At 60.4% G+C, this 22475-nt stretch carries 21 protein-coding genes; 13 read left to right on the top strand and 8 right to left on the bottom strand.

What is annotated here, in order from left to right; all coding sequences use genetic code 11:
* Window positions 1–6: 6 nt before the first annotated feature.
* A complete protein-coding gene (locus ABLU88_RS25545) occupies window positions 7–321 on the bottom strand; it encodes a PTS sugar transporter subunit IIB (protein ID WP_004104871.1) in 315 nt (104 codons plus the stop codon).
* A 174-nt stretch (window positions 322–495) separates the two neighbouring features.
* On the opposite strand from ABLU88_RS25545, the gene ABLU88_RS25540 reads away from it, so the two are divergent.
* The 4 genes from ABLU88_RS25540 to ABLU88_RS25525 all read left to right on the top strand — a co-directional run bounded on the left by ABLU88_RS25540 (window position 496) and on the right by ABLU88_RS25525 (window position 6991).
* Complete coding sequence (locus tag ABLU88_RS25540) at window positions 496–1767, top strand: PTS transporter subunit EIIC (protein ID WP_025106460.1); 1272 nt, start codon at window positions 496–498, stop codon at window positions 1765–1767.
* 223 nt (window positions 1768–1990) lie between these two features.
* Complete coding sequence (locus ABLU88_RS25535; protein WP_049101999.1) at window positions 1991–3328, top strand: carbohydrate porin; 1338 nt, start codon at window positions 1991–1993, stop codon at window positions 3326–3328.
* Between the two features lie 15 nt (window positions 3329–3343).
* Window positions 3344–5536, top strand: coding sequence for a CBM35 domain-containing protein (locus tag ABLU88_RS25530; RefSeq protein ID WP_221691214.1), 2193 nt, complete (start codon window positions 3344–3346; stop codon window positions 5534–5536).
* 54 nt (window positions 5537–5590) lie between these two features.
* The gene (locus tag ABLU88_RS25525; RefSeq protein ID WP_348838445.1) at window positions 5591–6991 is read left to right on the top strand and encodes a glycoside hydrolase family 1 protein; all 1401 of its coding nucleotides are present in this window, start codon (window positions 5591–5593) and stop codon (window positions 6989–6991) included.
* A gap of 189 nt (window positions 6992–7180) precedes the next feature.
* Here ABLU88_RS25525 and ABLU88_RS25520 read toward each other — a convergent pair whose 3' ends face one another.
* From ABLU88_RS25520 to hypA, 7 genes are all read right to left on the bottom strand, one after another.
* Window positions 7181–8128: an alpha/beta hydrolase gene (locus ABLU88_RS25520; protein ID WP_109241301.1), complete on the bottom strand. Its 948-nt coding sequence runs from the start codon at window positions 8126–8128 to the stop codon at window positions 7181–7183.
* A 117-nt stretch (window positions 8129–8245) separates the two neighbouring features.
* Entirely contained in the window at window positions 8246–10318 is a 2073-nt protein-coding gene (gene flhA / locus ABLU88_RS25515; RefSeq protein ID WP_348838442.1) for a formate hydrogenlyase transcriptional activator FlhA, read from the bottom strand.
* Between the two features lie 231 nt (window positions 10319–10549).
* Entirely contained in the window at window positions 10550–11560 is a 1011-nt protein-coding gene (hypE, locus tag ABLU88_RS25510; RefSeq protein WP_064406066.1) for a hydrogenase expression/formation protein HypE, read from the bottom strand.
* Entirely contained in the window at window positions 11557–12678 is a 1122-nt protein-coding gene (gene hypD, locus ABLU88_RS25505) for a hydrogenase formation protein HypD (RefSeq protein WP_348838440.1), read from the bottom strand. The genes hypE and hypD overlap by 4 nt, the downstream gene beginning before the upstream one ends.
* A complete protein-coding gene (locus ABLU88_RS25500) occupies window positions 12679–12951 on the bottom strand; it encodes a HypC/HybG/HupF family hydrogenase formation chaperone (protein WP_088168585.1) in 273 nt (90 codons plus the stop codon). It abuts the gene before it with no gap.
* Window positions 12942–13814 carry a hydrogenase nickel incorporation protein HypB gene (gene hypB, locus ABLU88_RS25495; RefSeq protein WP_032750984.1) on the bottom strand — a complete coding sequence of 291 codons (873 nt, stop codon included), beginning with the start codon at window positions 13812–13814 and terminating at the stop codon, window positions 12942–12944. The genes ABLU88_RS25500 and hypB overlap by 10 nt, the downstream gene beginning before the upstream one ends.
* Window positions 13815–13821: 7 nt before the next feature.
* The gene (hypA, locus tag ABLU88_RS25490; protein WP_004114752.1) at window positions 13822–14166 is read right to left on the bottom strand and encodes a hydrogenase maturation nickel metallochaperone HypA; all 345 of its coding nucleotides are present in this window, start codon (window positions 14164–14166) and stop codon (window positions 13822–13824) included.
* Between the two features lie 208 nt (window positions 14167–14374).
* On the opposite strand from hypA, the gene hycA reads away from it, so the two are divergent.
* From hycA to hycI, 9 genes are all read left to right on the top strand, one after another.
* Window positions 14375–14824, top strand: a complete 450-nt coding sequence (gene hycA, locus ABLU88_RS25485) for a formate hydrogenlyase regulator HycA (RefSeq protein WP_004853522.1) — start codon at window positions 14375–14377, stop codon at window positions 14822–14824.
* 82 nt (window positions 14825–14906) lie between these two features.
* Window positions 14907–15515 (top strand): 4Fe-4S dicluster domain-containing protein, encoded by a 609-nt coding sequence (locus ABLU88_RS25480; RefSeq protein ID WP_348838435.1) that lies wholly within the window; start codon window positions 14907–14909, stop codon window positions 15513–15515.
* On the top strand, window positions 15512–17338 hold the full coding sequence (hycC, locus tag ABLU88_RS25475; RefSeq protein WP_348838432.1) for a formate hydrogenlyase subunit 3: 1827 nt from the start codon (window positions 15512–15514) through the stop codon (window positions 17336–17338). Before ABLU88_RS25480 ends, hycC begins: the two co-directional genes overlap by 4 nt.
* Window positions 17339–17340: 2 nt before the next feature.
* Window positions 17341–18264: a respiratory chain complex I subunit 1 family protein gene (locus ABLU88_RS25470; RefSeq protein WP_348838430.1), complete on the top strand. Its 924-nt coding sequence runs from the start codon at window positions 17341–17343 to the stop codon at window positions 18262–18264.
* 17 nt (window positions 18265–18281) lie between these two features.
* Window positions 18282–19991, top strand: coding sequence for a formate hydrogenlyase subunit HycE (gene hycE / locus ABLU88_RS25465; protein WP_014839316.1), 1710 nt, complete (start codon window positions 18282–18284; stop codon window positions 19989–19991).
* Window positions 19992–20000: 9 nt separating this feature from the next.
* Entirely contained in the window at window positions 20001–20543 is a 543-nt protein-coding gene (locus ABLU88_RS25460; protein WP_009651597.1) for a formate hydrogenlyase complex iron-sulfur subunit, read from the top strand.
* Complete coding sequence (locus tag ABLU88_RS25455; RefSeq protein ID WP_014226531.1) at window positions 20543–21310, top strand: NADH-quinone oxidoreductase subunit B family protein; 768 nt, start codon at window positions 20543–20545, stop codon at window positions 21308–21310. The genes ABLU88_RS25460 and ABLU88_RS25455 overlap by 1 nt, the downstream gene beginning before the upstream one ends.
* Complete coding sequence (locus tag ABLU88_RS25450; RefSeq protein ID WP_014226530.1) at window positions 21307–21717, top strand: formate hydrogenlyase maturation HycH family protein; 411 nt, start codon at window positions 21307–21309, stop codon at window positions 21715–21717. The genes ABLU88_RS25455 and ABLU88_RS25450 overlap by 4 nt, the downstream gene beginning before the upstream one ends.
* Window positions 21710–22195: a hydrogenase maturation peptidase HycI gene (hycI, locus tag ABLU88_RS25445; RefSeq protein WP_032694626.1), complete on the top strand. Its 486-nt coding sequence runs from the start codon at window positions 21710–21712 to the stop codon at window positions 22193–22195. Before ABLU88_RS25450 ends, hycI begins: the two co-directional genes overlap by 8 nt.
* Window positions 22196–22475: the final 280 nt, after the last annotated feature.

Raw genomic sequence — 22475 nt, 5'->3', positions numbered from 1 at the left:
CTTTCCTTAGTTTTTGTTATCGATAAGGGAAAGCGCGAAATCCAGTACGGCGCCGCCTTTCTGCATGCCGTAATCCATCATGTTGATGGGTTCCACGCGGATACCGTATTTATCAGCCTGCTTTTGCAGATCTTTCTGCATGTATTTCACCTGCGGCCCCAGCAGGACCACCTGGTAATGGCCGACCTGTTGATCGAATTCCGCGACGCCAAAGGCGTTGATCTCCACCGGCAGACCGCGCTGCTCGGCTTCGGCGATCATTTTTTTCACCAGCAGGCTGGTGGACATGCCCGCGGAACAGCACAACATTATCTTTTTCATATATCGCTCCTGATGAGATGGATGCGCCGACTATAGTCATAACGGATATAAAACGGAAAGCGCTTTCCGTTTGTGGATTTATTTATTGTGACCACGATCACCTATGGCGGGCTTTTACTTTACCCGGGAGTGCGCGATCATCCTGGCGACACCTCTATTCTTAAAGGCAGGATTATGAACATTCAGTTGATGAATGTTGCCGTCGATATCATCGAGCAGCGGCTGGCGCCGCTGGCCAACGTTCTGACGCGCAATAACCACATTACGGCGATGCGCGACAGCTTTGCGCTGGCGATGCCGTTTGTGATTGTGGGAAGTTTGCTGGTGCCGATTTTGTTTCCGCCCGTTTCCATTAACGGCGCATCGGCTTTCGGCCAGTTCTATTTCCAGCTGCGGCCCATTCTGCTGCCAACCTTTGAATTGACTATCGGGCTGGTGGCGCTGATTGTGGCCTTCGGCGCCAGCGCCAGCCTTGCCAAGCAGTACCGGCTGCCGGAGCGGCTCTGCGGGCTGACCGGCTGCCTGGCGTTTTTGCTGTTTATCGGCTTTCGCGACAACGGCGCGACCAATATTTTCCTCGGCGGAATGGGGATTTTTACCGCACTGATTTCAAGCACTTACTCTATTGAAATCGTGCGCTTTTTCTATAAGAAAGGCTGGTGCATCCGCCTGCCGGAAGAGGTGCCGGTGATGACCCGCAACGGCTTTCAGCTGCTGATCCCGCTGCTGGTGGTGATGCTCTCTATTAGCGTCATCAACGCGCTGCTGCTGCAGAGCACCGGGCGCATTTTACCGGAGCTGATTAGCGAAGCGGTGCGGCCGCTGGTGGTGGCGTCCGATACCCTAACTGCGGTATTAATTTCTTTATTTATCTGCAACCTGCTTTGGTTTGTCGGCATTCACGGCGCGCTGATTATCACCGGGATTATGAACCCGTTCTGGATGACCTATCTGTTTGAAAACCAGCAGGCGCTGGCCGCCGGTTCCGCTACGCTGCCGCATATCTACCTGCAGGGATTCTGGGATTTCTACCTGCTGATCGGCGGCATCGGCTCGACGCTGCCGCTGGTGTTTATGGCGATGCGCAGCCGTTCGCGGCAGCTGAAAAGCGTGGGGAAAATTGGCCTGCTGCCCTCGCTGTTTAACATCAATGAGCCGATATTGTTCGGCTTTCCGATTATCATGAACCCGGTTTTCCTGCTGCCGTTTCTTTTTGTACCGCTGATAAACGCCTGTATCGCCTGGTATTTAACCCATCTTGGGGTTCTCGATCGGGCGGTGGCGATGCTGCCGTGGTCGATGCCGGCGCCGCTCGGCGCGGCGTGGTCAGCCAACGGCAGCTGGAAAAACCTCTGCATGTGCCTGTTCGCCATTTTTAATGCCTGGATGCTCTATCGTCCGTTCTTCAAAGTCTATGAACGGCAGCTCGCCGACGCCGAACGCTAAGCTTTTCCCCTGCCTGCCACAGCCCGCCGCGCGCGGGCTTTTTTATTTCCGCTTAAAGATGTGATCTAAATCACGAATATTTGTCCGCTATCGTTAAATTTGTGAACTCATCCGGCAATTACGGAAAGCGCTTTCCATTAACGGATGTACATTTCCAATTTTGATCCGTAAATTTCCTCCCGTTCTCAGGCAGTGTTAATAAAAAAATAACCAAGGATAAAAAATGATCAGGCTAAATCATTCAATACCTCTGTCTTTACTCGCCCTCGCGGTGATGAGCGACTGCGCCACCGCCGATCCGAAGTACGATTTTATGCTCCACGGCTATATCCGTTCGGGGATCCTCGCCAACGCCGACGGTAACCGCGCCGACTCCGTTGGCCTGATGCCGGACGGCAAGTGGCGTCTGGGCAACGAAGAGGACACCAAGATCGAACTGATCCCGACGGTGACGTTAACCTCGGACAGCGGCGTGGTGGCTAAAGTCCAGGCCAACATTACCCATCAGTCGAAATGTACCTCAGACTGGAACTGTCAGGATGACGACGGGCATGATGTGCAGTTCCGTGAAGGTTTTGCCGAACTGTCAAACCTCGACTTCGCCCCGGAAATGACCTTCTGGGCCGGTAAGCGCTACAGCAGCTCCAACACCTCCAGCCACCAGTTCGACTGGGAGTACATTCAGTACAACGGTACCGGCGGCGGCTTCGACAACATGGATCTCGGCTTCGCGCGCTTTGATGCCGGGGTTTACGCCTTCTCGCCGACGGATGAAACCAAAGCCTACCCGGTCGACAAAGGCGATCAGGGCTATCCGGATGACTACTCGCTCAACCTGTGGCTGAAAAAGATCGGCGGCACCGGCTTCGATCTTGAGCTGATTGGCCACCACATGAACCGCAACGAGAAGCACCCGACCTCGGCGGAGAAGGGCTACGGCGTGACCGGCGTTTACAACTTTGACGGCTTTTACGGCCTGACCGGCGGCTACTCTCGCGTGGTCTTCCAGTACGGGCGCGGCCTGGCGGCGGGGGACTCGCTGGGTAAAAACGGCTGGGGCTGGGCAAACCTCGACGATACCCAGTCCTGGCGCGTGGTGCTGGATAACATGGCCTCGCTCGGCGACTGGGAAATCTCCACGTTCGCCTACTATCAGAAAGACAAAAACTACCGCTGGTGGACGGAAGACGCCGAAGGCTGGGGGCGCACCAGCTGGGTGGCGGGGATTCGCCCGTACCAGCAGATCACCAAAAACTTCGCCATGCAGTACGAGCTGGGCTACGAATATCTCGACGATAAAAACTACAAAGGCGTGGACGGCAAAGGCAAAGGCGGCCTGACTAAAGTGACCATCGCGCCGACCCTGACCTTTGATTCAGGCTTCTGGACTCGCCCGCAGCTGCGCTTCTTCGTGACTTACGCGAAGTGGGATAAAGGGGTGTCCGACGCGCTGGACGGCAACTACGACTGGAGCACCAATACCCTTTCCGCCGGTAGCTACTCGCGCAGCGGCGACACCGATACGCTGAACTTCGGCGTGCAGGCCGAAGTCTGGTTCTAAGGAGAGATAACGATGATTAAGCCGGTGAAAAAACTGATGCTCGTCGCGCTGCTTTCGGCGCTGGGAAGCGCAGGCGCGATGGCCGCGGAGCAGTCGCACTTTGAACACTTTATTACCCGCGACGGCGCAACGTTAAAAGATGGCGACAAGGTGTTCCGCTTTGCGGGCATTCATGCGCCGGAACTGCACCGTATCGAGGACGATGCGCGCGGTACCTGCAAGGCCGACTCGCGCGGCTGGGGGCAATACTTCCGCTGGCCGACGGCGGAGGAACAGGAAAACTGGATTAAAGCGCTCGTGCAAACCGGCGCCAGGGCGCAGCGGGTATACGTACTCTCGGTGCAGCAGACGTTTGACGAGGCCTGCGGTCGCGAAACCCATATTCTGGCCCCGGAAACCGCCGACGGCATGCCGCGCCTGAACGAAAAGGCGATGCGGGTGTACGACAACATGATCGCCGAGGCGGACAAACAGGGGCTGCGCCTGATTCTGCCGTTTATCGATCACTGGTGGTGGTGGGGCGGTCGCGAGCAGCTGGCGGCGTTCTACCACGAAAAGCCGGAGGATTTTTACCGTACCGACAGTAAAACCTTCAAGGCCTATCTTGATGTGATTCGCCAGGTTATCACCCGTACCAACAGCGTGACCGGGCGCCCTTACTATGACGAAAAAGCGATTATGGCCTGGGAGACCGGCAACGAGCTGGAGGACACCAACGCGGCGTTCCTTCAGCAGACCGCCGCGTGGATCAAAAAGTGGGCGCCGCACCAGCTGGTGGTGGATGGTACCTATAAGAAAATTAATGCGTTTGCGCTTAACGATCCCCATGTCGATATCGTCAGCAACCATTACTACACCAATGCCGATAACAACCATCCCGAACAGGTGAAAAAAGACCTGACGGCGGCAGCGGGTAAGAAAGTCTACATGGTGGGCGAATTTGGCCTGCTGGACGCGCAGCAGCTTAACGCCATTATGCAGTCGATCGTCCATAGCGAAGTCAACGGCGCGCAGGCGGCGGGCGGTTTAATCTGGGGCTTCCGCGGTCATCGTCACGACGGCGGCTTCTACTGGCACAAAGAGTCCACCGGCCACTACAGCTACCATCTGCCGGGCTTCCCGGTCGAAGGTAAGGCCAACCAGGAGATGGAGGTGGTCGACCTGGTGCGCACCGCCGCCGCGCAGATGAACGGGCAGGAGAAAGCGCCGCCGCTGCCGAAACCTGACGCGCCGACGCTGCGGCCGACGGATTCACCGTTTGCGATCAACTGGCTGGGGGCGGCGGTAGGGCGCGCCTATGATGTTGAGCGCGCTGATTCGCCATCCGGGCCGTGGAAGGTCGTGGGGCGCGACATTTCCGACGGCGTAAACGAGTGGAACCCGCAGACGATGGATCTGTTCCGCGATGACTATCGCAGTCTGCAACTGGGGAATACGTACTATTACCGCGTCATTGCTAAAAACGAGAGCGGCAGTTCATCGCCTTCGAACGTGATTAGCGTGAAGCACACCCAGGCGAATCAGGCGCCGGAAGTCACGCTGGTGGAAACGCTCACCACCAGCCAGGACCAGGGCGTGCAGCTCAGCGCGAGCTGGCGCGATGACGCCCTCCCGGACCGCAACGTGACGGTGAGCTGGAGCAACGGCGGCAGCGCGCAGGCCCACTTCTGCGCGACGGATAAAGCCGAAACCCGCGCCTGGTTCAGCGCTCCCGGTGAATACGCGCTGACTTTTAGCGCCGATGACGGCCTGCTCAAAAGCAGCAAAACCGTTAAGGTCACGGTGACGGAAGCCGTCGGTAAAGTCCCCGCCGACTACTGCCGTTTTGGCGGCGGGGTATTGAACGTGACCGATGGCAAGATTGCGGCGGCGAAAAGCGAAAAAGACGCGCTGGCGATTGGCGACGACGGCTTCCTCGGGCCGTTCGCCAACGACGGGGATAAGGTCAGCTGGCAGGTTTCCGCGCCGTGGGCCGGCAAGTATCAGCTGCGGGTGACGTTCAGCGGCAAATGGGGCGGTAAGAAAAACTCGTTTATCGTCAACGACGGCGCGCCAATCGCGGTTGAATTCCCGCAGACCGATGAGCAGGGCCAGCAGCTGCTGGTGCCGGTTGAGCTGAAGGCCGGCGATAACCGCATCGACTTCGGTAAATTCGCCGGCGACTGGGGCTACATGTTTATCAAATCGATTGAAGTGGTTGCAGAGTAGTGCTTATTGGCTGCGCCCGTTGGGTGCGGCCTTTTTTAACTTACAGGAGGCGTTATGACCCGGTATCAGTTTCCGGAAGGCTTTTTATGGGGCGCGGCGGCATCCGGTCCGCAAACGGAAGGGATAAGCAACAAGCCGCACCGTTCTATTTGGGATAGCTGGTTTGCCGAACAGCCGGAACGTTTTTATCAGCAGATTGGGCCGCAAACCGTTTGCGACACCTATCATCAGTATCCCCAGGACGTGGCGTTGATGAAGCGGACCGGGTTCAACTCCTTCCGCACGTCGATTCAGTGGTCGCGGCTGATTGATGACTTCGAAACCGGCGCGCCCAATGCGGACGCGGTGCGTTTCTATCATGCCTACCTTGATGAGATGATTGAAAAGGGCATAGAGCCGATGATCAACCTCTATCATTTTGACATGCCGGAAGCGCTGCAAAAGCAGTACGGCGGCTTTGAGTCGGCGCACGTGACCGATCTCTTCGCGCGTTTTGCCCGTACCGCTTTTGAGCTATTCGGTCACAAGGTGAAATACTGGATTACCTTCAACGAGCCGATTGTGCCGGTTGAGGGCGGCTACCTGTACGACTTCCACTATCCCTGCAAGAAAGACGGCAGGCTGGCGGCGCAGCTGGCGTTTAACATTATGCTGGCCCACGCCAAAGCGGTGCGCGAGTTTCGCGCGCTGGCGCTGGAAAGCGAGATTGGCGTGGTGCTGAATCTGACGCCGTCCTATACCCGCAACGACAGCGCGGAAGACCAAAAAGCGGCGTGGTATGCGGATCTGTTCTTCAACCGCAGCTTCCTCGATCCGCTGGTGAAGCATCAGTTCCCGAAAGCGCTGTGCGAAATTCTGGCCGCGCACCACTGCCTGCCGGAGGTGACAAAAGCCGACGTGGAGCTGATTACCGGATCGCGCGTCGATTTTCTCGGCGTTAACTATTACGTTCCGCGGCGGGTGAAGGCGCGCGAAAGTGACTATACGCTGGACTATTTCACCCCGGAGTTCTATTTCGAAAACTACGTGAATCCGCAAGGGCGCTTTAATCCTTATCGCGATAATAATGAGATTCTGCCGCAGGCGATTTATGACATTGCCGCCAATATTCGCGATAACTACGGCAATATAAAGTGGTTCCTCGCGGAAATCGGTATTGCGATGGATATTGAGTCGGAAGGCGAACCCGGCGCAGACGGGGTGATTGACGATTCGTTCCGCATCGGCCTGATGGAAGAGCATCTGGTGCAGCTGCATCGCGCGATAGCCGACGGCGCGAACTGCTTTGGCGTGCATCAGTGGACCTTTATCGATAACTGGTCGTGGATTAACTCGTTCAAGCGCCGCTACGGTTTCTGGCGGCTCGATCTGCAAACCGGAGAGCGGCAGATAAAGCGCAACGCGCTGTGGTTTGCCGAACTGGCGACCAGCAACGGCTTCAGTTCTGATAAATAGCTCGGCAAAATCCCCCGGAGGCGGCGCTTGACGCGCCTGTCCGGGCTACCAAACCGCACGAACTTGTAGCCCGGACAGATGCGCAGCATCGCCCCCGGGAAACCGTACCTACCGGGGCTTCGAGGTCCCCGCCGTCTGTGGACAGGTAGCCCGGCTAAGGCGTCAGCCGCGAGCCGGGGATTACCGGCGCTATTTTTTCATTTCCGCCAGCGAGGCTATCCAGTTCATCGCCAGCTGCGGCCACTCGGCGGCGGGCAGGCCCCGGGTCCCGCGAATGCCAAATCCGTGTTTCCCCTCGGCGAACAGATGCAGCTCGGTCGGCACCTGCTGCGCGCGCAGGGCGTTAAACATCACCAGCGCGTTATCCACCGGCACGGAAGGATCGTCCACCGCGTGAAAAATAAAGGTCGGCGGCGTTTGCGGCGTGACGTTCTGCTCCGGTGAATAGCGGTGCTGCCGCTCTGCCGTCGGCGTTTCGCCAATCAATGCCTTGCGCGATCCGGGATGGGCAATCGCCGGATCCATGGAAATAACCGGATAGCCGAGCACCGCGAAGTCCGGCCGCGCGCTCTGCTGGTCAACCGCGTCCACGGCGGCGTAAGCCGGTTCGCTATAGCGTGTCTCCAGGCTTGCCGCCACGTGTCCCCCGGCAGAAAAGCCCATAATGCCGATTTTTTGCGGGTCGATATGCCACTCGGCGGCCCGCGCCCGCAGGGTACGCAGCGCGCGCTGCGCATCGGCCAACGGCGCCTCGCTGCCTTCCGCGTGACCGTCCGCCGGCATCCGATAGGTCATCACAAACAGGGTATAGCCCCGGGCGTTAAATACCGGGGCGAGATCGCTGCCCTCTTTATCCAATACCACTCGCTGGTAAGAGCCGCCCGGCGTCACCAGCAGCGCGATACCGTTGGGCTTCTCCGGCGCGTAAACGGTAATTGTCGGAGCGCGAACGCCGGTGACCGCGCGATCGGGCAGCGAGGGATCTTTGCTGCGCTCCACCAGCGATTCGCTCGCCGGGCTGTTTTTCGCGCCGGGCGCTTCACCGCCGGGCCAGATGGAAAAGGTGGGAAGAGAGGAAAATGCAGCCTGAGAAGCCAAAAGCAAAGCGATGGCGGCGGCCAGAGGTAAACGCGTCATAAGCATCTCCATTAAGGAAAAGGCTTATTTATCATTCATCAGGAACGGGTAAAGCGAGTTGTCTCACAGAACGCTGTTTCATTAAAATCAAAATGAAACAGCGTTCTGAAGATGTGCCTACTGCAGCTGGTCTTTATTAATACCCAACCGTTTCATGCGCGAAAGCAGCGTCGTGCGCTTTAATCCCAGACGCTGGGCCGCGCCCTTCGGTCCGGCGACCACGCCGTTGCTCTCTTTCAGCACCCGGACAATCAGCTGGTATTCGTCTTCCCCTTCCTCCGGCAGCACTTCCGCCGCCAGCGGCTCCGTCTCGATACTCATTTCCGGTAAGGAGAGCTGCAGCACGCTGCCGCGGGTCAGCAGCACCGCGCGCTCAATGACGTTCTCCAGTTCGCGCACGTTACCCGGCCACTCCATGCGGCTGAGCAGGCGCAGCGTTTCCGCCGGAATGCTGTCAATGTTGCGCCCGAGACGGCGGGCAATTTTAAAGGTGAAGGCCTTCACCAGCAGGGGAATATCCTCCGGCCGCTCGCGCAGGGGAGGCAGGTGGATCGGGAAGACGTTCAGCCGATAGTAGAGATCGCTGCGAAACTCGCGATCGGCGACCATCTGTTTAAGATCGCGGTTGGTGGCGGCGATCAGGCGCACGTCGGTGTGAATCAGCTTATTGCTGCCGAGACGCTCGAACTCCTGCTCCTGCAACACGCGCAGCAGTTTCGGCTGTAGTTCAATCGGCATGTCGCCCACTTCATCGAGAAACAGCGAGCTTTTGTCCGCCAGTTCGAAACGGCCGATACGCTGGGCGCTGGCGCCGGTGAAGGCGCCGCGCTCGTGGCCAAACAGGTCGCTTTCCAGCAGCCCGGCGGGCATCGCCGCGCAGTTCATTTTGACCATCCGGCGGCTATTGCGGCCGCTCAGATTATGAATAGCGCGGGCAATCAGCTCCTTACCGGTGCCGGTTTCGCCGAGGATCAGCACCGTGCTGTCGCTCTGCGCCACCATCTCCACCTGCTTGAGCACGTTGTTCATGGCCTCGCTGCGGCCGATGATTTCGCCAAACTCGCTCTCGACGTTGTTAAGCTGTTCGGTCAGGGCGAGGTTCTCATCGACCAGCCGCTCTTTCAGCCGCTGAATCTCGCGGTAGGCGAGGGCGTTGTCGATGGCGATCGAGACGCGCTCGGCGATTTGCCGCAGCAGCTTGAGGTTGGTGGTGGTGAAGACTTTCTCATCGCACTGCGCCAGCTTCAGCACCCCAAGCAGGGTATTGCCGGACATCAACGGCAGCAGGCACAGGGTCTGAATTTTGTTATCCCACATCTCGAAAAGCATTTTTTCGTACGGCGCCAGCGGGTCGTGCTCATGCAGGTTGAGCAGCAGCATCTCTTTGCTTTTGAATACCCGTTCGGTCAGGGTACCGGCTTCGTCCACTTCGCTCTGGTCGTGCACCGGGTGGCTGGCGTCGAGGTAGTGGGTAGAGTAGATATTGAGCTTGCCTTTGCGGTTGCTGCGCAGTACCACGCTGATGGCGTCGATGCGGAAGTAGCGGTGGATCTCTTTGGCCACTTCGCTGACCAGTTCATCGATATCCAGCCGCGAGAGCACCGCGTTGGTGATCGCCACCAGGATGCGGAAGTTATCGCGTTCCCGGCACAGCAGGTCGTAATCAACGTTGTTGCTGACCCGGCTTTGGATCTGTTCGGTGACTACGGCAACGATTTGCGTAAAGGTGTGCAGCCGCTGGTACTCTTTTTCGGTCCACGGCCGGTTGTCGTCGCGAATAAATTCGCAGCCGCCGAAAATACGCCCTTCCGCCGCCAGCGGCAGCAGGCAGTAATAGCCAAAGGTGGGGTAGAGTCCGCTTACGGCGAGCTGCGGCCAGGTTTCGGCAAAGGTGGCGCTATCGCAATGCAGCGCATCCGGGCGCGAGAGCAGGCGTCGAACCGGGCCGTTGGCGAGGACGGTTTCATCCTCGTAGCTCACCGGCTGTCCCGCGTCGTCGCAGGCGTGCCGGACCGCGCGATGGTTGCCGGAATGCCACAGAATAATCGCCGCCCGGTCGGCGAGCGCGGACTGCTGCACCAGGCCGGTCAGCGTCTCGCTCAGCGCGGCCAGATCCGGCTGCTGTAATAAAATGCGGGTGATATCAAACAGACCCTGCTGCCCAAGATCGCCCATCGGTGTATACGACATTGCTTAAGTCCAAAAGCGCCGCAAAGCGGCGCAGAAGAAAGTGATGACACAAATAATAGTCTGTTAATAAAGCGGTTGTGACCGCCATTAACCCATCCGTGGGTGCCCGCTGGTTTGGGCTGGATAATCATGCTGGCTTTTCCCGGCTCGCGCTGCGCTTAGCCGGACTACAGGTGCGCGCAGTGTTGTAGCCCGGATAGGGCGTTAGCCGCAATCCGGGGTCCCGCACCGTTAACAAATTCTCGGCAGCGGCTCGGCGTGAGGAAGATCCAGCGTGCGCTTCACGCCGTACAGACCAACAGAGCGCACGCCCGCGCGCGGCACAACCTCGCCGATTATCGCCGCATCGCGGCCTAATGGATGAGACCGTAAATGCGCAAGTACGCTTTCCGCCGCTTCGCGGGCAACGGCGATCAGCAGCTTGCCCTCGTTGGCGAAATTAAGCGCGTCCAGCCCCAGCAGCTCGCACACGCCGCGCACGGTATCGTTCACCGGCAGCTTATTCTCGTGCAGTTCAATCCCGCAGCCGCTGGCGGCGGCAAACTCATGGGCCACCGCGTTAACGCCGCCGCGGGTGGCATCGCGCAGGGCTTTCACGCCAGCAACGTCGCGCAGCGTCTGAATCAAGGGCGTCAGCACCGCGCAGTCGCTGGACAGCGCACCGTCAAGCCCCATCTGTTCGCGCAGGTTGAGGATCGTTGCCCCGTGATCGCCAAGCGTGCCGCTGACCAGCAGCACGTCTCCCGCGCTAATCTGCTGCGCCACCCAGCGAATACCGGTGGGGATGACGCCGATCCCGGCGGTATTGATAAACAGCTTATCCGCCGCCCCGCGCGGCACCACTTTGGTATCGCCGGTGACAATGGCGATGCCGGCCTCCCGCGCGGTCTGCGCCATGCTGTTCACCACCGCTTCGAGGGTGGCCATCTCCAGCCCCTCTTCGAGAATAAACCCGCACGAGAGATAGCGCGGCAGCGCGCCGCTCACAGCCACATCGTTGGCCGTGCCGCAGACCGCCAGCTTGCCGATGTTGCCGCCTGGGAAAAACAGCGGATCGATGACGTAGCTGTCGGTGGAGAAGGCGAGCCTGTCGCCCTGCGCGCTAAGCTGGGCGAGATCGAGACGCGCCTGATCTTCCTGCTCCGCCAGCCAGGGGTTGGCGAAAGCCTGCATAAACAGATCGCCGATCAGCTGCTGCATCGCCTGACCGCCGCTACCGTGGGCTAACTGAACGCTTTTCATGCTTCGATTTCCTGACTGCGATATTGATACCAGGCGGCGCAGGCGCCTTCCGATGAGACCATCAGCGCGCCGAATGCGCTCTGCGGGTTGCAGGTATTGCCGAATAGCGGGCACTGGTGCGGTTTGCAGCGGCCGGTCAGCACCTCGCCGCAGCGGGCGCGCGGGTCGTCGCAGACCCGCTGCGGCGCCGGGCGGAAATGTGCTTCGGCGTCGAAACGCTGATACGCGGCCGTCAGATGCACGCCGGAGTCGTTAATCACCCCCAGACCGCGCCACTCGCTATCGCCGCTAAGGCAAAACACCTCGGCGATGGCCGACTGCGCCAGCGGATTGCCCGCATCGGGCACCACCCGGCGATACTGGTTCTCCACGTCGCTGTGCCGCGCTATTGTCTGCTCAACCAGCATCACCGCGCCTTGCAGTAGATCAAGCGGTTCGAATCCTGCCACCACTAAAGGACGATGATAGTCGCTGGCGATAAATCCGTAGGCGTCGGTGCCAATCACCATGCTGACGTGACCGGGGGCGAGAAACGCGTCGATACCGTTATCCGGCTGGTCGAGCAGGCTGCGCAGGGTTGGCAGCAGGGTGATGTGCTGGCAGAAAAAATAGAAGTTGGCGACGCCGCGCTCGCGGGCCTGGCGCAGGGTCAGGGCGGTGGCGGGCATCGTCGTTTCAAAACCAAGGCCGAAGAACACCACTTCACGCTCGGGGTGCTGCTGCGCCAGCTTCAGGGCGTCCATCGGCGAATAGACGATGCGGACGTCTGCGCCGCGCGATTTAGCCTGCAGCAGTGAACCGTTTTTTCCCGGCACGCGCATGGCGTCGCCAAAGGTGCAGAAAATCACCCCCGGACGGCTGGCGATATCGATACAGGCGTCGATGCGCCCCATCGGCAGCACGCACACCGGGCAGCCGGGGCCGTGAATAAACTCGATATTTTCCGGCAGCAGCTGGTCGAGACCAAATTTAAAAATGGCGTGGGTATGACCGCCGCACACTTCCATAATGCGCAGCGGACGTTCGGCGGTATGCGGCAGCAGGCACGCGCGCTGCCGGAGGTGTTCCACCAGCTGCATCACCTGTTCCGGAGCGCGGTATTCATCGACATAGCGCATTTACCGCTCCTCGCCGTACAGCAGCGCGCCGACGTCCGGCTCGACTTCAAACATATTTTGCAGCGCCTCGAGGGTGTCGCGGGCTTCGGCTTCGTTAATCACGCTCATGGCAAAACCCACGTGGACCAGCACCCACTGGCCGAGACGCGGCTGGCCGCGATCGTCGAACGCGCCCACCAGGGTCAGGTCGACTTCGCGCTGAATGCCGCACACTTCGACCTTCGCCAGATTGCCGTCAATGGCGCAGATTTGTCCGGGAATGCCTATGCACATTGTTGCGTCTCCAGCCAGCTAAGCCACTGGTCCATGCCTTCGCCGCTGGTGGCGGAAAGCAGAATGATGTCAATATCCGGGTTCACCTCGCGGGCGCAGGCCAGACACTTTTCTACGTCAAAGTTGAGATACGGCAGCAGGTCGACCTTGTTAAGCAGCATCAGGCTGGCGGCGGCGAACATATGCGGATACTTCAGCGGCTTGTCTTCGCCTTCGGTTACCGACAGCACCGCCACTTTATGACGTTCGCCGAGGTCAAAGCTCGCCGGACACACCAGGTTACCGACGTTTTCGATAAACAGAATGCCGTGGTCCGCCAGCGGCAGGCGCGGCGCGGCGTCGGCGATCATCTGCGCGTCGAGATGGCAGCCTTTGCCGGTGTTGACCTGAATCGCCGGGGTGCCGGTGGCGCGGATGCGCGCGGCGTCGTTCACCGTTTGCTGATCGCCTTCAATCACCGCGCAGGCGGTTTTCTCTTTCAGCCGCAGCAGGGTTTCCGTCAGCAGGGTGGTTTTGCCGGAGCCGGGGCTGGAGACCAGATTCAGCACCAGCTGGTTTTTCGCGGCGAAGCGCGCGCGGTTGCGGGCGGCCAGACGGTTGTTTTTATCCAGCACGTCGATTTCCACTTCCAGCATTCGCCGCTGGCTCTGGCCGGGCGCATGGGTACCCGCCTCGCCGTGACCGTAGTGCAGGTCGCCAGCCTCCGAGCGGGTGGGGGAAAAGTTATCGGTTTTCACGCCGGTAATGTTCATCATCTGGCGCGGGGCGGGCGCGAAGGGGGCGCTGCGAAACGCCGAATGCGGGTTATGCTCGTCGCCTTCTATATAAAGGTTGCCTTCACCGCAGCCGCAGGTTGTACACATAATCTTATTACTCCACTTCTAGTCGCTGAATCTGTAAGCCGTCATCTGCCACGATTTGCAGCCGGTCGCTCTGACACTGCGGGCAGCGGCGCACGTGCTGTGAGATGAGATGCACGTACTGCTGGCAGGATTCACACCAGCATTCAGCCTGTTGTTCGGCGATATGCAGCTCGCAGCCCTCCGCCAGCGTGCCGCGGCACACCAGCTCAAAGCAGAAGGTCAGCGCGCTGGCCTCCACGCAGGAAAACGCCCCGACCTTCAGCCACACGCCGGTCACCCGACGCGCGCCGGCCTGCAGCGCCTGCTGTTCGATAATTTCCAGCGCCCGCTGGCTAAGAGTGATTTCGTGCATGGTGCCTCCGTATCGCGATGGCCCTTTAATGCAATAACGATGCCAGGTCATAGGTAATGTCACGAAAATGTCGATGACACGCTGCAGACGTCGTCATCGACATGTCTTTCCGCCCCCCGGAATTTTATAAACATGTTTAAAATCAATTAATTAAATTTTGGCATGAAAAGTGCTTAACCGGTGCATCTCATACAACGGGGGATCCGGGATGACTATTTGGGAATTAAGTGAAAAGGCGGACTACATCGCCGATCGTCACCGTCAGCATCAGGAGCAGTGGCACACCTACTGCAACTCCTTGGTACAGGGGATAACCCTGTCGAAAGCGCGTCTGCATCACGCCATGAGCTGCGCGCCGGATAAAGAACTGTGCTTCGTACTGTTTGGCCATTTTCAGGTCTACGTTGCGCTGGCGGAAGGGTTTAACAGCCACACCATCGAGTACTACGTCGAAACCAAAAACAGCGACGACAGACGCCTGATTGCCCAGGCCACGCTGGGTTCAGACGGCACCATTGATGGCCGGATCAGCAACCGCGACCGCGAGCAGGTTCTGGAGCACTATCTGGCGACTATCGCCAGCGTTTACGACCGTCTCTACGAGGCTATCGAACAAGACCAGCCGGTGGATTTAAGCCACCTGACGCTGGCCCGTTAATCGTCTGGTGTCGACAAGTGTCGAAGCTGACACCTGCGCAACCTGTTTTCGTCAAAAATGACTTTCACCTGAGGATGACCCGGTGAACCGTTTTGTAATTGCTGACTCCACCGTCTGTATCGGCTGTCGCACCTGCGAAGCCGCCTGCGCTGAGACTCACCGCCAGCATGGCCTGCAGGCCATGCCCCGGCTGCATTTAATGCGCAATGAAAAAGAATCCGCGCCGCAGATGTGCCACCACTGTGAAGATGCGCCCTGCGCCGCCGTCTGCCCGGTTAACGCCATTAATCGCGTCGATGGCGCGGTGCAGCTCAATGAGAGCCTGTGCGTAAGCTGCAAGCTGTGCGGCATCGCCTGTCCGTTCGGCGCCATTGAGTTTTCCGGCAGCCGTCCGCTGGATATGCCGGCTAACGCCAATACGCCCCTGGCCCCCGCCGCGCCGCCGGCGCCGGCCCGCGTCAGCTCGCTGCTCGACTGGGTGCCGGGCGTGCGCGCCATCGCCGTCAAATGCGACCTGTGCCACTTCGATGAGGAAGGCCCGGCGTGCGTACGCACCTGCCCGACCAAAGCGCTGCTGCTGGTGGATATCCGCGATATCGCCCAGGCCAGCAAGCGTAAGCGGCAGCTGACTTTTAATACCGATCTCGGCGATCTGTCGCTGTTCCAGGCGCAACAAGGGGACGTGAAATGAGTGTGATTTCCTTAGTGAATCAGGCGGTGGCCTGGTACGCCGCCAGCGCGGTGCTGGCGTTTCTGTTCGCCCTGCGCAAACCGCTGAGCGGGGCGATCGCCGGGATTGGCGGCGCGGTCGCCAGCGCGACGCTGGTGCTGGCGGGCGGAACGGCGCTGCTGATGCCGGAGCGCGTTAGCGGCGGCATGCTGCAGATGCTGCATTTGACCCTGCGCGTGGGCGGCGTCAACGCGCTGTGGCTGCTGGCGATCGGCCTGTCGGCGCTGCCGATTTCGCTGTTCAATATTGCCTGGCATCGTCACCCGCAGGTGAAAGCCAACGGCCTGCTGGTGAATCTGCTGCTGGCCGCCGCCGTCTGCGCCGTGGTGGTGACAAACTTCGGCGCGCTGGTGGTGATGGCGGAGATTATGGCCCTTTGCGCCGCGTTTCTTACCGGCTGCGCGCAGTCCGGCAAGCTGTGGTTTGCGCTGGGTCGCCTCGGTACGCTGCTGATGGCGTGGAGCTGCTGGCTGGTCTGGTCGTCCTACGGCACCCTTGAGCTGGCGCAGATTACCCAGCTGGCGATGGCGGCGCCGCAGAACGCGCTGCTGTGGCTGCCGGGCCTGGTCGGCTTTGCGCTGCTGGCCGGAGTTATTCCGCTGCACGGCTGGGCGCCGCAGGCCCACGCCGGCGCCAGCGCGCCGGCCGCCGCGCTGTTTTCCACGGTGGTGATGAAGGTCGGTCTCTATGGCATCCTGACGGTCTCGCTGGCCGGCAGCGTACCGCCGCTGTGGTGGGGCGTGATGCTGCTGGTGCTGGGCATGATCACCGCCTTCGTCGGCGGGCTGTACGCCCTGATGGAGCACAATATTCAGCGCCTGCTGGCGTACCACACCCTGGAAAACATCGGCATTATCCTGCTCGGCCTCGGGGCGTTCGTCACCGGCGTGGCGACCCATAACCCGACCCTGATGGTGCTGGGCTTTATTGGCGGCATGTATCACCTGATCAACCATAGCCTGTTTAAAACCACCCTGTTCCTCGGCGCGGGGGCGGTGTGGTTCCGCACCGGCCATCGCGATATCGAAAAGCTCGGCGGGATCGGCAAGAAAATGCCGCTGATTTCGCTCGCGATGCTGGTGGGCCTGATGGCGATGGCCGCGCTGCCGCCGCTGAACGGCTTTGCCGGGGAGTGGGTTATCTATCAGTCCTTCTTTAAGCTGAGCACCGGCGACGCGTTTGTTGGCCGCCTGCTCGGGCCGCTGCTGGCGGTGGGCCTGGCGATTACCGGCGCGCTGGCGGTGATGTGTATGGCGAAAGTCTACGGCGTCACCTTCCTCGGCGCGCCGCGAAGCAAAGAGGCGGAAAACGCCACCTGCGCGCCGGGGCTGATGACCTTTAGCGTGGTGCTGGCCGCCGTCTGCTGCGTGATTGGCGGGGTTGCCGCGCCGTGGCTGCTGCCGCTGGTGAGCGGGGCGTTTCCGGTGCAGGCGGAGGTCTCCAGCGCGGTGTCCCAGCCGATGATCGCCATTCTGCTGATTGCCTGCCCGCTGCTGCCGCTGCTGCTGATGATCTTCTTCAAGGGCGATCGCCTGCCGGCGCGCTCCCGCGGGGCGGCCTGGGTCTGCGGCTACGACCATGAAAAATCCATGGTGGTGACCGCCCACGGTTTCGCCATGCCGGTGAAAGAAGCCTTTGCGCCGATTCTGAAACTGCGCCACTGGCTGAACCCGGTGCGCCTGGTGCCCGGCTGGCAGAACGCTTCCGCGCCCGCGCTGTTTCGCGGCGTGGCGCTGGTGGAGCTGGCGGTACTGGTGGTGATTGTGATTTCCCGAGGAGCCTGAGAATGAGCGTATTAATTGCATTGTTGCAGGCGCTGGTGCTGTTCGCCGTCGCGCCGCTGTTGTCCGGGGTGACCCGCGTCGCCCGCGCGCGTCTGCATAATCGTCGCGGTCCGGGCGTGCTGCAGGAGTACCGGGACATTCTGAAACTGCTGGGCCGCCAGAGCGTTGGCCCGGATGCCTCCGGCTGGGTCTTCCGCCTGACGCCGTACGTGATGGTCGGCGTGATGCTGACCATCGCCACCGCGCTGCCGGTGGTGACCGTTGATTCGCCGATGGCGGGGCTGGGCGACCTGATCACCCTGATCTACCTGTTCGCTATCGCCCGCTTCTTCTTTGCTATTTCCGGCCTTGATACCGGCAGCCCGTTTACCGCTATCGGGGCGAGCCGCGAAGCGATGCTCGGCGTGCTGGTGGAGCCCATCCTGCTGCTCGGCCTGTGGGTCGCGGCGCAGGTCGCGGGGTCCACCCATATCAGCAGTATCACCGACACCATTTATCACTGGCCTGTCGCCCGCACTCCTCCGCTGATTCTGGCGCTGTGCGCCTGCGCCTTCGCCACCTTTATCGAAATGGGCAAGCTGCCGTTCGACCTGGCGGAAGCGGAGCAGGAGCTGCAGGAAGGCCCGCTCTCGGAATACAGCGGCAGCGGCTTCGGCGTGCTGAAGTGGGGCATCAGCCTCAAGCAGCTGGTGGTCCTGCAGATGTTCGTCGGCGTATTTATCCCGTGGGGACAGATGACCAGCTTTAGCGTCGGCGGTCTGCTGCTGGCGCTGGTGGTTGCCGTCGTCAAGCTGGTGCTCGGCGTGCTGGTGATTGCGCTGTTCGAAAACAGCATGGCGCGTCTGCGCTTTTGCGCCACCTCCCGCGTCACCTGGGCCGGGTTTGGTTTTGCCTTTTTAGCCTTCGTCTCCTTGCTGGTGGCGTGATTTAAGAGAGTTTGAGCATGTCTGAAGAAAAAATCGGTCAACACTATCTCGCCGCGCTGCATCAGGCCTTTCCGGGCGTGGTGCTGGATGAAGCCTGGCAGACCAAAGACCAGTTGACGGTCACGGTGAAGGTCAACTATCTGCCGGAAGTGGTCGAGTTCCTGTACTACAAGCAGGGCGGCTGGCTGTCGGTGCTGTTCGGCAACGATGAACGCAAGCTGAACGGCCACTACGCCGTCTACTACGTGCTGTCGATGGAGCAGGGCACGAAGTGCTGGATCACCGTGCGCGTGGAAGTGGACGCCAATAAACCCGAGTATCCGTCGGTGACGCCGCGCGTGCCGGCGGCGGTATGGGGCGAGCGCGAAGTGCGCGACATGTACGGCCTGGTGCCGGTGGGGCTGCCGGACGAGCGCCGGCTGGTGCTGCCGGACGACTGGCCGGATGAACTCTATCCGCTGCGTAAAGACAGCATGGACTACCGCCAGCGTCCGGCGCCGACCACCGACGCCGAAACCTACGAGTTTATCAACGAGCTGGGCAGTAAGAAAAACAACGTGGTGCCGATTGGCCCGCTGCACGTCACCTCCGACGAACCGGGCCACTTCCGCCTGTTCGTTGACGGCGAGAATATTATCGACGCCGACTACCGCCTGTTCTACGTTCATCGCGGGATGGAAAAGCTGGCGGAAACCCGGATGGGCTACAACGAAGTCACCTTCCTGTCGGACCGCGTGTGCGGTATCTGCGGTTTCGCCCACAGCACCGCCTACACCACTTCGGTGGAGAACGCGATGGGGATCGTGGTGCCGGAGCGCGCGCAGATGATCCGCGCCATTCTGCTGGAGGTGGAGCGCCTGCACTCGCACCTGCTGAACCTCGGCCTCGCCTGCCACTTTACCGGCTTCGACTCCGGGTTTATGCAGTTCTTCCGCGTGCGCGAAACCTCGATGAAGATGGCGGAAATTCTTACCGGGGCGCGTAAAACCTACGGTCTGAACCTGATTGGCGGCATTCGTCGCGATCTGCTGAAAGAGGACATGATCCAGACCCGCCAGCTGGCGCAGCAGATGCGCCGCGACGTGCAGGAGCTGGTGGATATGCTGCTCAGCACGCCGAATATGGAGCAGCGTACCGTGGGCATCGGTCGTCTCGACCCGCAAATCGCCCGCGACTTCAGCAACGTTGGCCCGATGGTGCGCGCCAGCGGCCACGCCCGCGATACCCGCGCCGATCACCCGTTTGTCGGCTACGGCCTGCTGCCGATGGAAGTGCACAGCGAACAGGGCTGCGACGTCATCTCGCGCCTGAAGGTGCGCATCAACGAGGTCTACACCGCGCTGAACATGATCGACTTTGGCCTCGATAACCTGCCGGGCGGCCCGCTGATGGTCGAAGGGTTCACCTATATTCCGCACCGCTTCGCGCTGGGCTTCTCGGAAGCGCCGCGCGGAGATGATATCCACTGGAGCATGACCGGCGACAACCAGAAGCTGTACCGCTGGCGCTGCCGGGCGGCGACCTACGCCAACTGGCCGACCCTGCGCTATATGCTGCGCGGCAATACCGTCTCCGACGCGCCGCTGATTATCGGCAGCCTCGACCCGTGCTACTCCTGCACCGACCGCATGACCGTAGTCGACGTGCGCAAGAAGAAAAGCAAAGTGGTGCCGTACAAAGAGCTGGAGCGCTACAGCATCGAGCGTAAGAACTCGCCGCTGAAATAAGGAATCGCCATGTTTACCTTTATAAAAAAAGTCATCAAAACCGGCACCGCGACGCACTCATACCCGCTGGAGCCGATGCCGGTGGATAAAAACTTCCGCGGCAAACCGGAGCATAACCCGCAGCAGTGCATCGGCTGCGCCGCCTGCGTTAACGCCTGTCCGTCGAACGCCCTGACGGTGGAGACCGATCTGGCCACCAACCAGCTGGCGTGGCAGTTCAACCTCGGACGCTGCATTTTCTGCGGACGCTGCGAAGAGGTTTGCCCGACGGCGGCGATTAGGCTCTCTCAGGAGTACGAGCTGGCGGTGTGGAAAAAAGAGGATTTCCTCCAGCAGTCGCGTTTTGCCATCTGCCACTGTCGGGTATGCGAACGGCCGTTCGCCGTACAGAAAGAGATCGACTACGCCATCGCGCTGCTTAAACACAACGGCGACAGCCGCGCCGAGCTGCATCGCGAAAGCTTTGAGACCTGCCCGGAGTGTAAACGCCAGAAGTGCCTGGTGCCGTCCGACCGTATTGAACTGACTCGCCATATGAGAGAGGCCAGCTGATGAGCAACTTATTAGGCCCGCGCGATGAAAACGGCATTCCGGTGCCGATGACGGTGGATGAGTCCATCGCCAGCATGAAGGCATCGCTGCTGAAGAAAATTAAGCGCTCCGCCTACGTCTACCGGGTGGACTGCGGCGGCTGCAACGGCTGCGAGATCGAGATTTTCGCTACCCTGTCGCCGCTGTTCGACGCCGAGCGTTTTGGGATCAAAGTGGTGCCGTCGCCGCGTCACGCCGATATTCTGCTGTTTACCGGGGCGGTAACCCGGGCGATGCGTTCTCCCGCGCTGCGCGCGTGGCAGTCCGCGCCGGACCCGAAAATCTGTATCTCCTACGGCGCCTGCGGCAACAGCGGCGGCATCTTCCACGACCTCTACTGCGTATGGGGCGGCACCGATAAAATCGTGCCGGTGGATGTCTATATTCCCGGCTGCCCGCCGACCCCCGCCGCGACGCTGTACGGCTTCGCGATGGCGCTGGGCCTGCTGGAGCAGAAAATCCACGCCCGCGTGCCAGGCGAACAGGACGAACGGCCGACCGAGCTTCTGCATCCGGATATGGTACAGCCGCTGCGGGTGCGCATCGACCGCGAAGCGCGCCGGCTGGCGGGCTATCGCTACGGTCGCCAGATAGCCGACGACTATATGCGCCTGCTGGGACAGGGCGATAGCCAGGTGGTGCGCTGGCTGGAGGCGGAAAAAGATCCGCGCCTGACCGAGATCGTCACCCATCTGAACCAGGTGGTCGAAGGAGCGCGTATCCGATGAGCGAGACGGTGGTGTTCAGTCAGCTGAGCCGTAAATTTATTGATGAGAACGATGCGACGCCCGACCAGGCGCAGCAGGTGGTCTATTACAGCCTGGCAATTGGCCACCACCTCGGCGTGATCGACTGCCTTGAGGCGGCGCTGAGCTGCCCGTGGCAGGCGTATCTGGCGTGGATTGCGACCCTCGAAGAGGGCAGCACCGCGCGGCGCAAAATGGAAGGCGTGCCGAAGTACGGCGAGATTGTTATCGACAGCAATCATGTGACGATGCTGGCCAACGCTTTTGATAAAGCGCAGGCCCGTCAGACCCCCGAGCAGCAGGCGTGGAGCAAAACGCTGCTCAGCATGCTGCATGATATTCACCAGGAAAGCGCCATCTATCTGATGGTGAGGAGACTCCGTGACTGACGTTTTACTCTGTGTCGGCAATAGTATGATGGGCGACGACGGCGCAGGTCCGCTGCTGGCGGAGATGTGCGCGGCTAACCCCGTCGGCGAATGGGTGGTGATTGACGGCGGCAGCGCGCCGGAGAACGATATCGTCGCCATTCGCGAGCTGCGCCCCGAGCGCCTGCTGATCGTCGATGCCACCGATATGGGCCTGAATCCCGGCGAGATCCGCATCGTCGATCCGGACGATATCGCCGAGATGTTTATGATGACCACCCACAATATGCCGCTCAACTATCTGATCGATCAGCTAAAAGAGGATATCGGCGAGGTGATTTTCTTAGGCATTCAGCCGGATATCGTCGGCTTTTATTACCCGATGACCCAGCCGATTAAGGACGCGGTCGAGGTGGTGTACGCGCGGCTTGATGGCTGGCAGGGGAATGGCGGTTTTGCGGCACTTGAAGCCGCAGAGGAGCCGGCGTTCCCCGGCTAAGCGCAGAGCGAGCCGGAAGTTCGGTCAGGGGAGCAAGCGTAATTTTTTCCCGGGTCGCGGCGTAAACGCCTTACCCGGGCTACCGGTTCGCGGGCGTTGATGAACCTGTAGCCGGAAGTTCGGTCAGGGGAGCAAGCGTACTTTTTTCCCGGGTCGCGGCGTAAACGCCTTACCCGGGCTACCGGTTCGCGGGCGTTGATGAACCTGTAGCCGGAAGTTCGGTCAGGGGAGCAAGCGTACTTTTTTCCCGGGTCGCGGCGTAAACGCCTTACCCGGGCTA

The sequence above is a fragment of the Klebsiella sp. GW_Kp182 genome (assembly GCF_040062275.1).
GTDB lineage: Bacteria > Pseudomonadota > Gammaproteobacteria > Enterobacterales > Enterobacteriaceae > Klebsiella > Klebsiella michiganensis.
Note: the sequence above shows the minus strand (reverse complement) of the source record. Positions and strands in the feature narration are given on the sequence as shown.

Coding starts and splice junctions, on each gene's coding strand:
- ABLU88_RS25520 (WP_109241301.1), bottom strand. CDS start 8,128: ATGACGCGTTTACCTCTGGCCGCCGCCATCGCTTTGCTTTTGGCTTCT.
- hycA (WP_004853522.1), top strand. CDS start 14,375: ATGACTATTTGGGAATTAAGTGAAAAGGCGGACTACATCGCCGATCGT.
- ABLU88_RS25455 (WP_014226531.1), top strand. CDS start 20,543: ATGAGCAACTTATTAGGCCCGCGCGATGAAAACGGCATTCCGGTGCCG.
- hycC (WP_348838432.1), top strand. CDS start 15,512: ATGAGTGTGATTTCCTTAGTGAATCAGGCGGTGGCCTGGTACGCCGCC.
- hypD (WP_348838440.1), bottom strand. CDS start 12,678: ATGCGCTATGTCGATGAATACCGCGCTCCGGAACAGGTGATGCAGCTG.
- flhA (WP_348838442.1), bottom strand. CDS start 10,318: ATGTCGTATACACCGATGGGCGATCTTGGGCAGCAGGGTCTGTTTGAT.
- ABLU88_RS25450 (WP_014226530.1), top strand. CDS start 21,307: ATGAGCGAGACGGTGGTGTTCAGTCAGCTGAGCCGTAAATTTATTGAT.
- ABLU88_RS25535 (WP_049101999.1), top strand. CDS start 1,991: ATGATCAGGCTAAATCATTCAATACCTCTGTCTTTACTCGCCCTCGCG.
- ABLU88_RS25460 (WP_009651597.1), top strand. CDS start 20,001: ATGTTTACCTTTATAAAAAAAGTCATCAAAACCGGCACCGCGACGCAC.
- hycE (WP_014839316.1), top strand. CDS start 18,282: ATGTCTGAAGAAAAAATCGGTCAACACTATCTCGCCGCGCTGCATCAG.
- hypE (WP_064406066.1), bottom strand. CDS start 11,560: ATGAAAAGCGTTCAGTTAGCCCACGGTAGCGGCGGTCAGGCGATGCAG.
- ABLU88_RS25525 (WP_348838445.1), top strand. CDS start 5,591: ATGACCCGGTATCAGTTTCCGGAAGGCTTTTTATGGGGCGCGGCGGCA.
- ABLU88_RS25470 (WP_348838430.1), top strand. CDS start 17,341: ATGAGCGTATTAATTGCATTGTTGCAGGCGCTGGTGCTGTTCGCCGTC.
- ABLU88_RS25545 (WP_004104871.1), bottom strand. CDS start 321: ATGAAAAAGATAATGTTGTGCTGTTCCGCGGGCATGTCCACCAGCCTG.
- hypB (WP_032750984.1), bottom strand. CDS start 13,814: ATGTGTACAACCTGCGGCTGCGGTGAAGGCAACCTTTATATAGAAGGC.
- hypA (WP_004114752.1), bottom strand. CDS start 14,166: ATGCACGAAATCACTCTTAGCCAGCGGGCGCTGGAAATTATCGAACAG.
- ABLU88_RS25500 (WP_088168585.1), bottom strand. CDS start 12,951: ATGTGCATAGGCATTCCCGGACAAATCTGCGCCATTGACGGCAATCTG.
- ABLU88_RS25540 (WP_025106460.1), top strand. CDS start 496: ATGAACATTCAGTTGATGAATGTTGCCGTCGATATCATCGAGCAGCGG.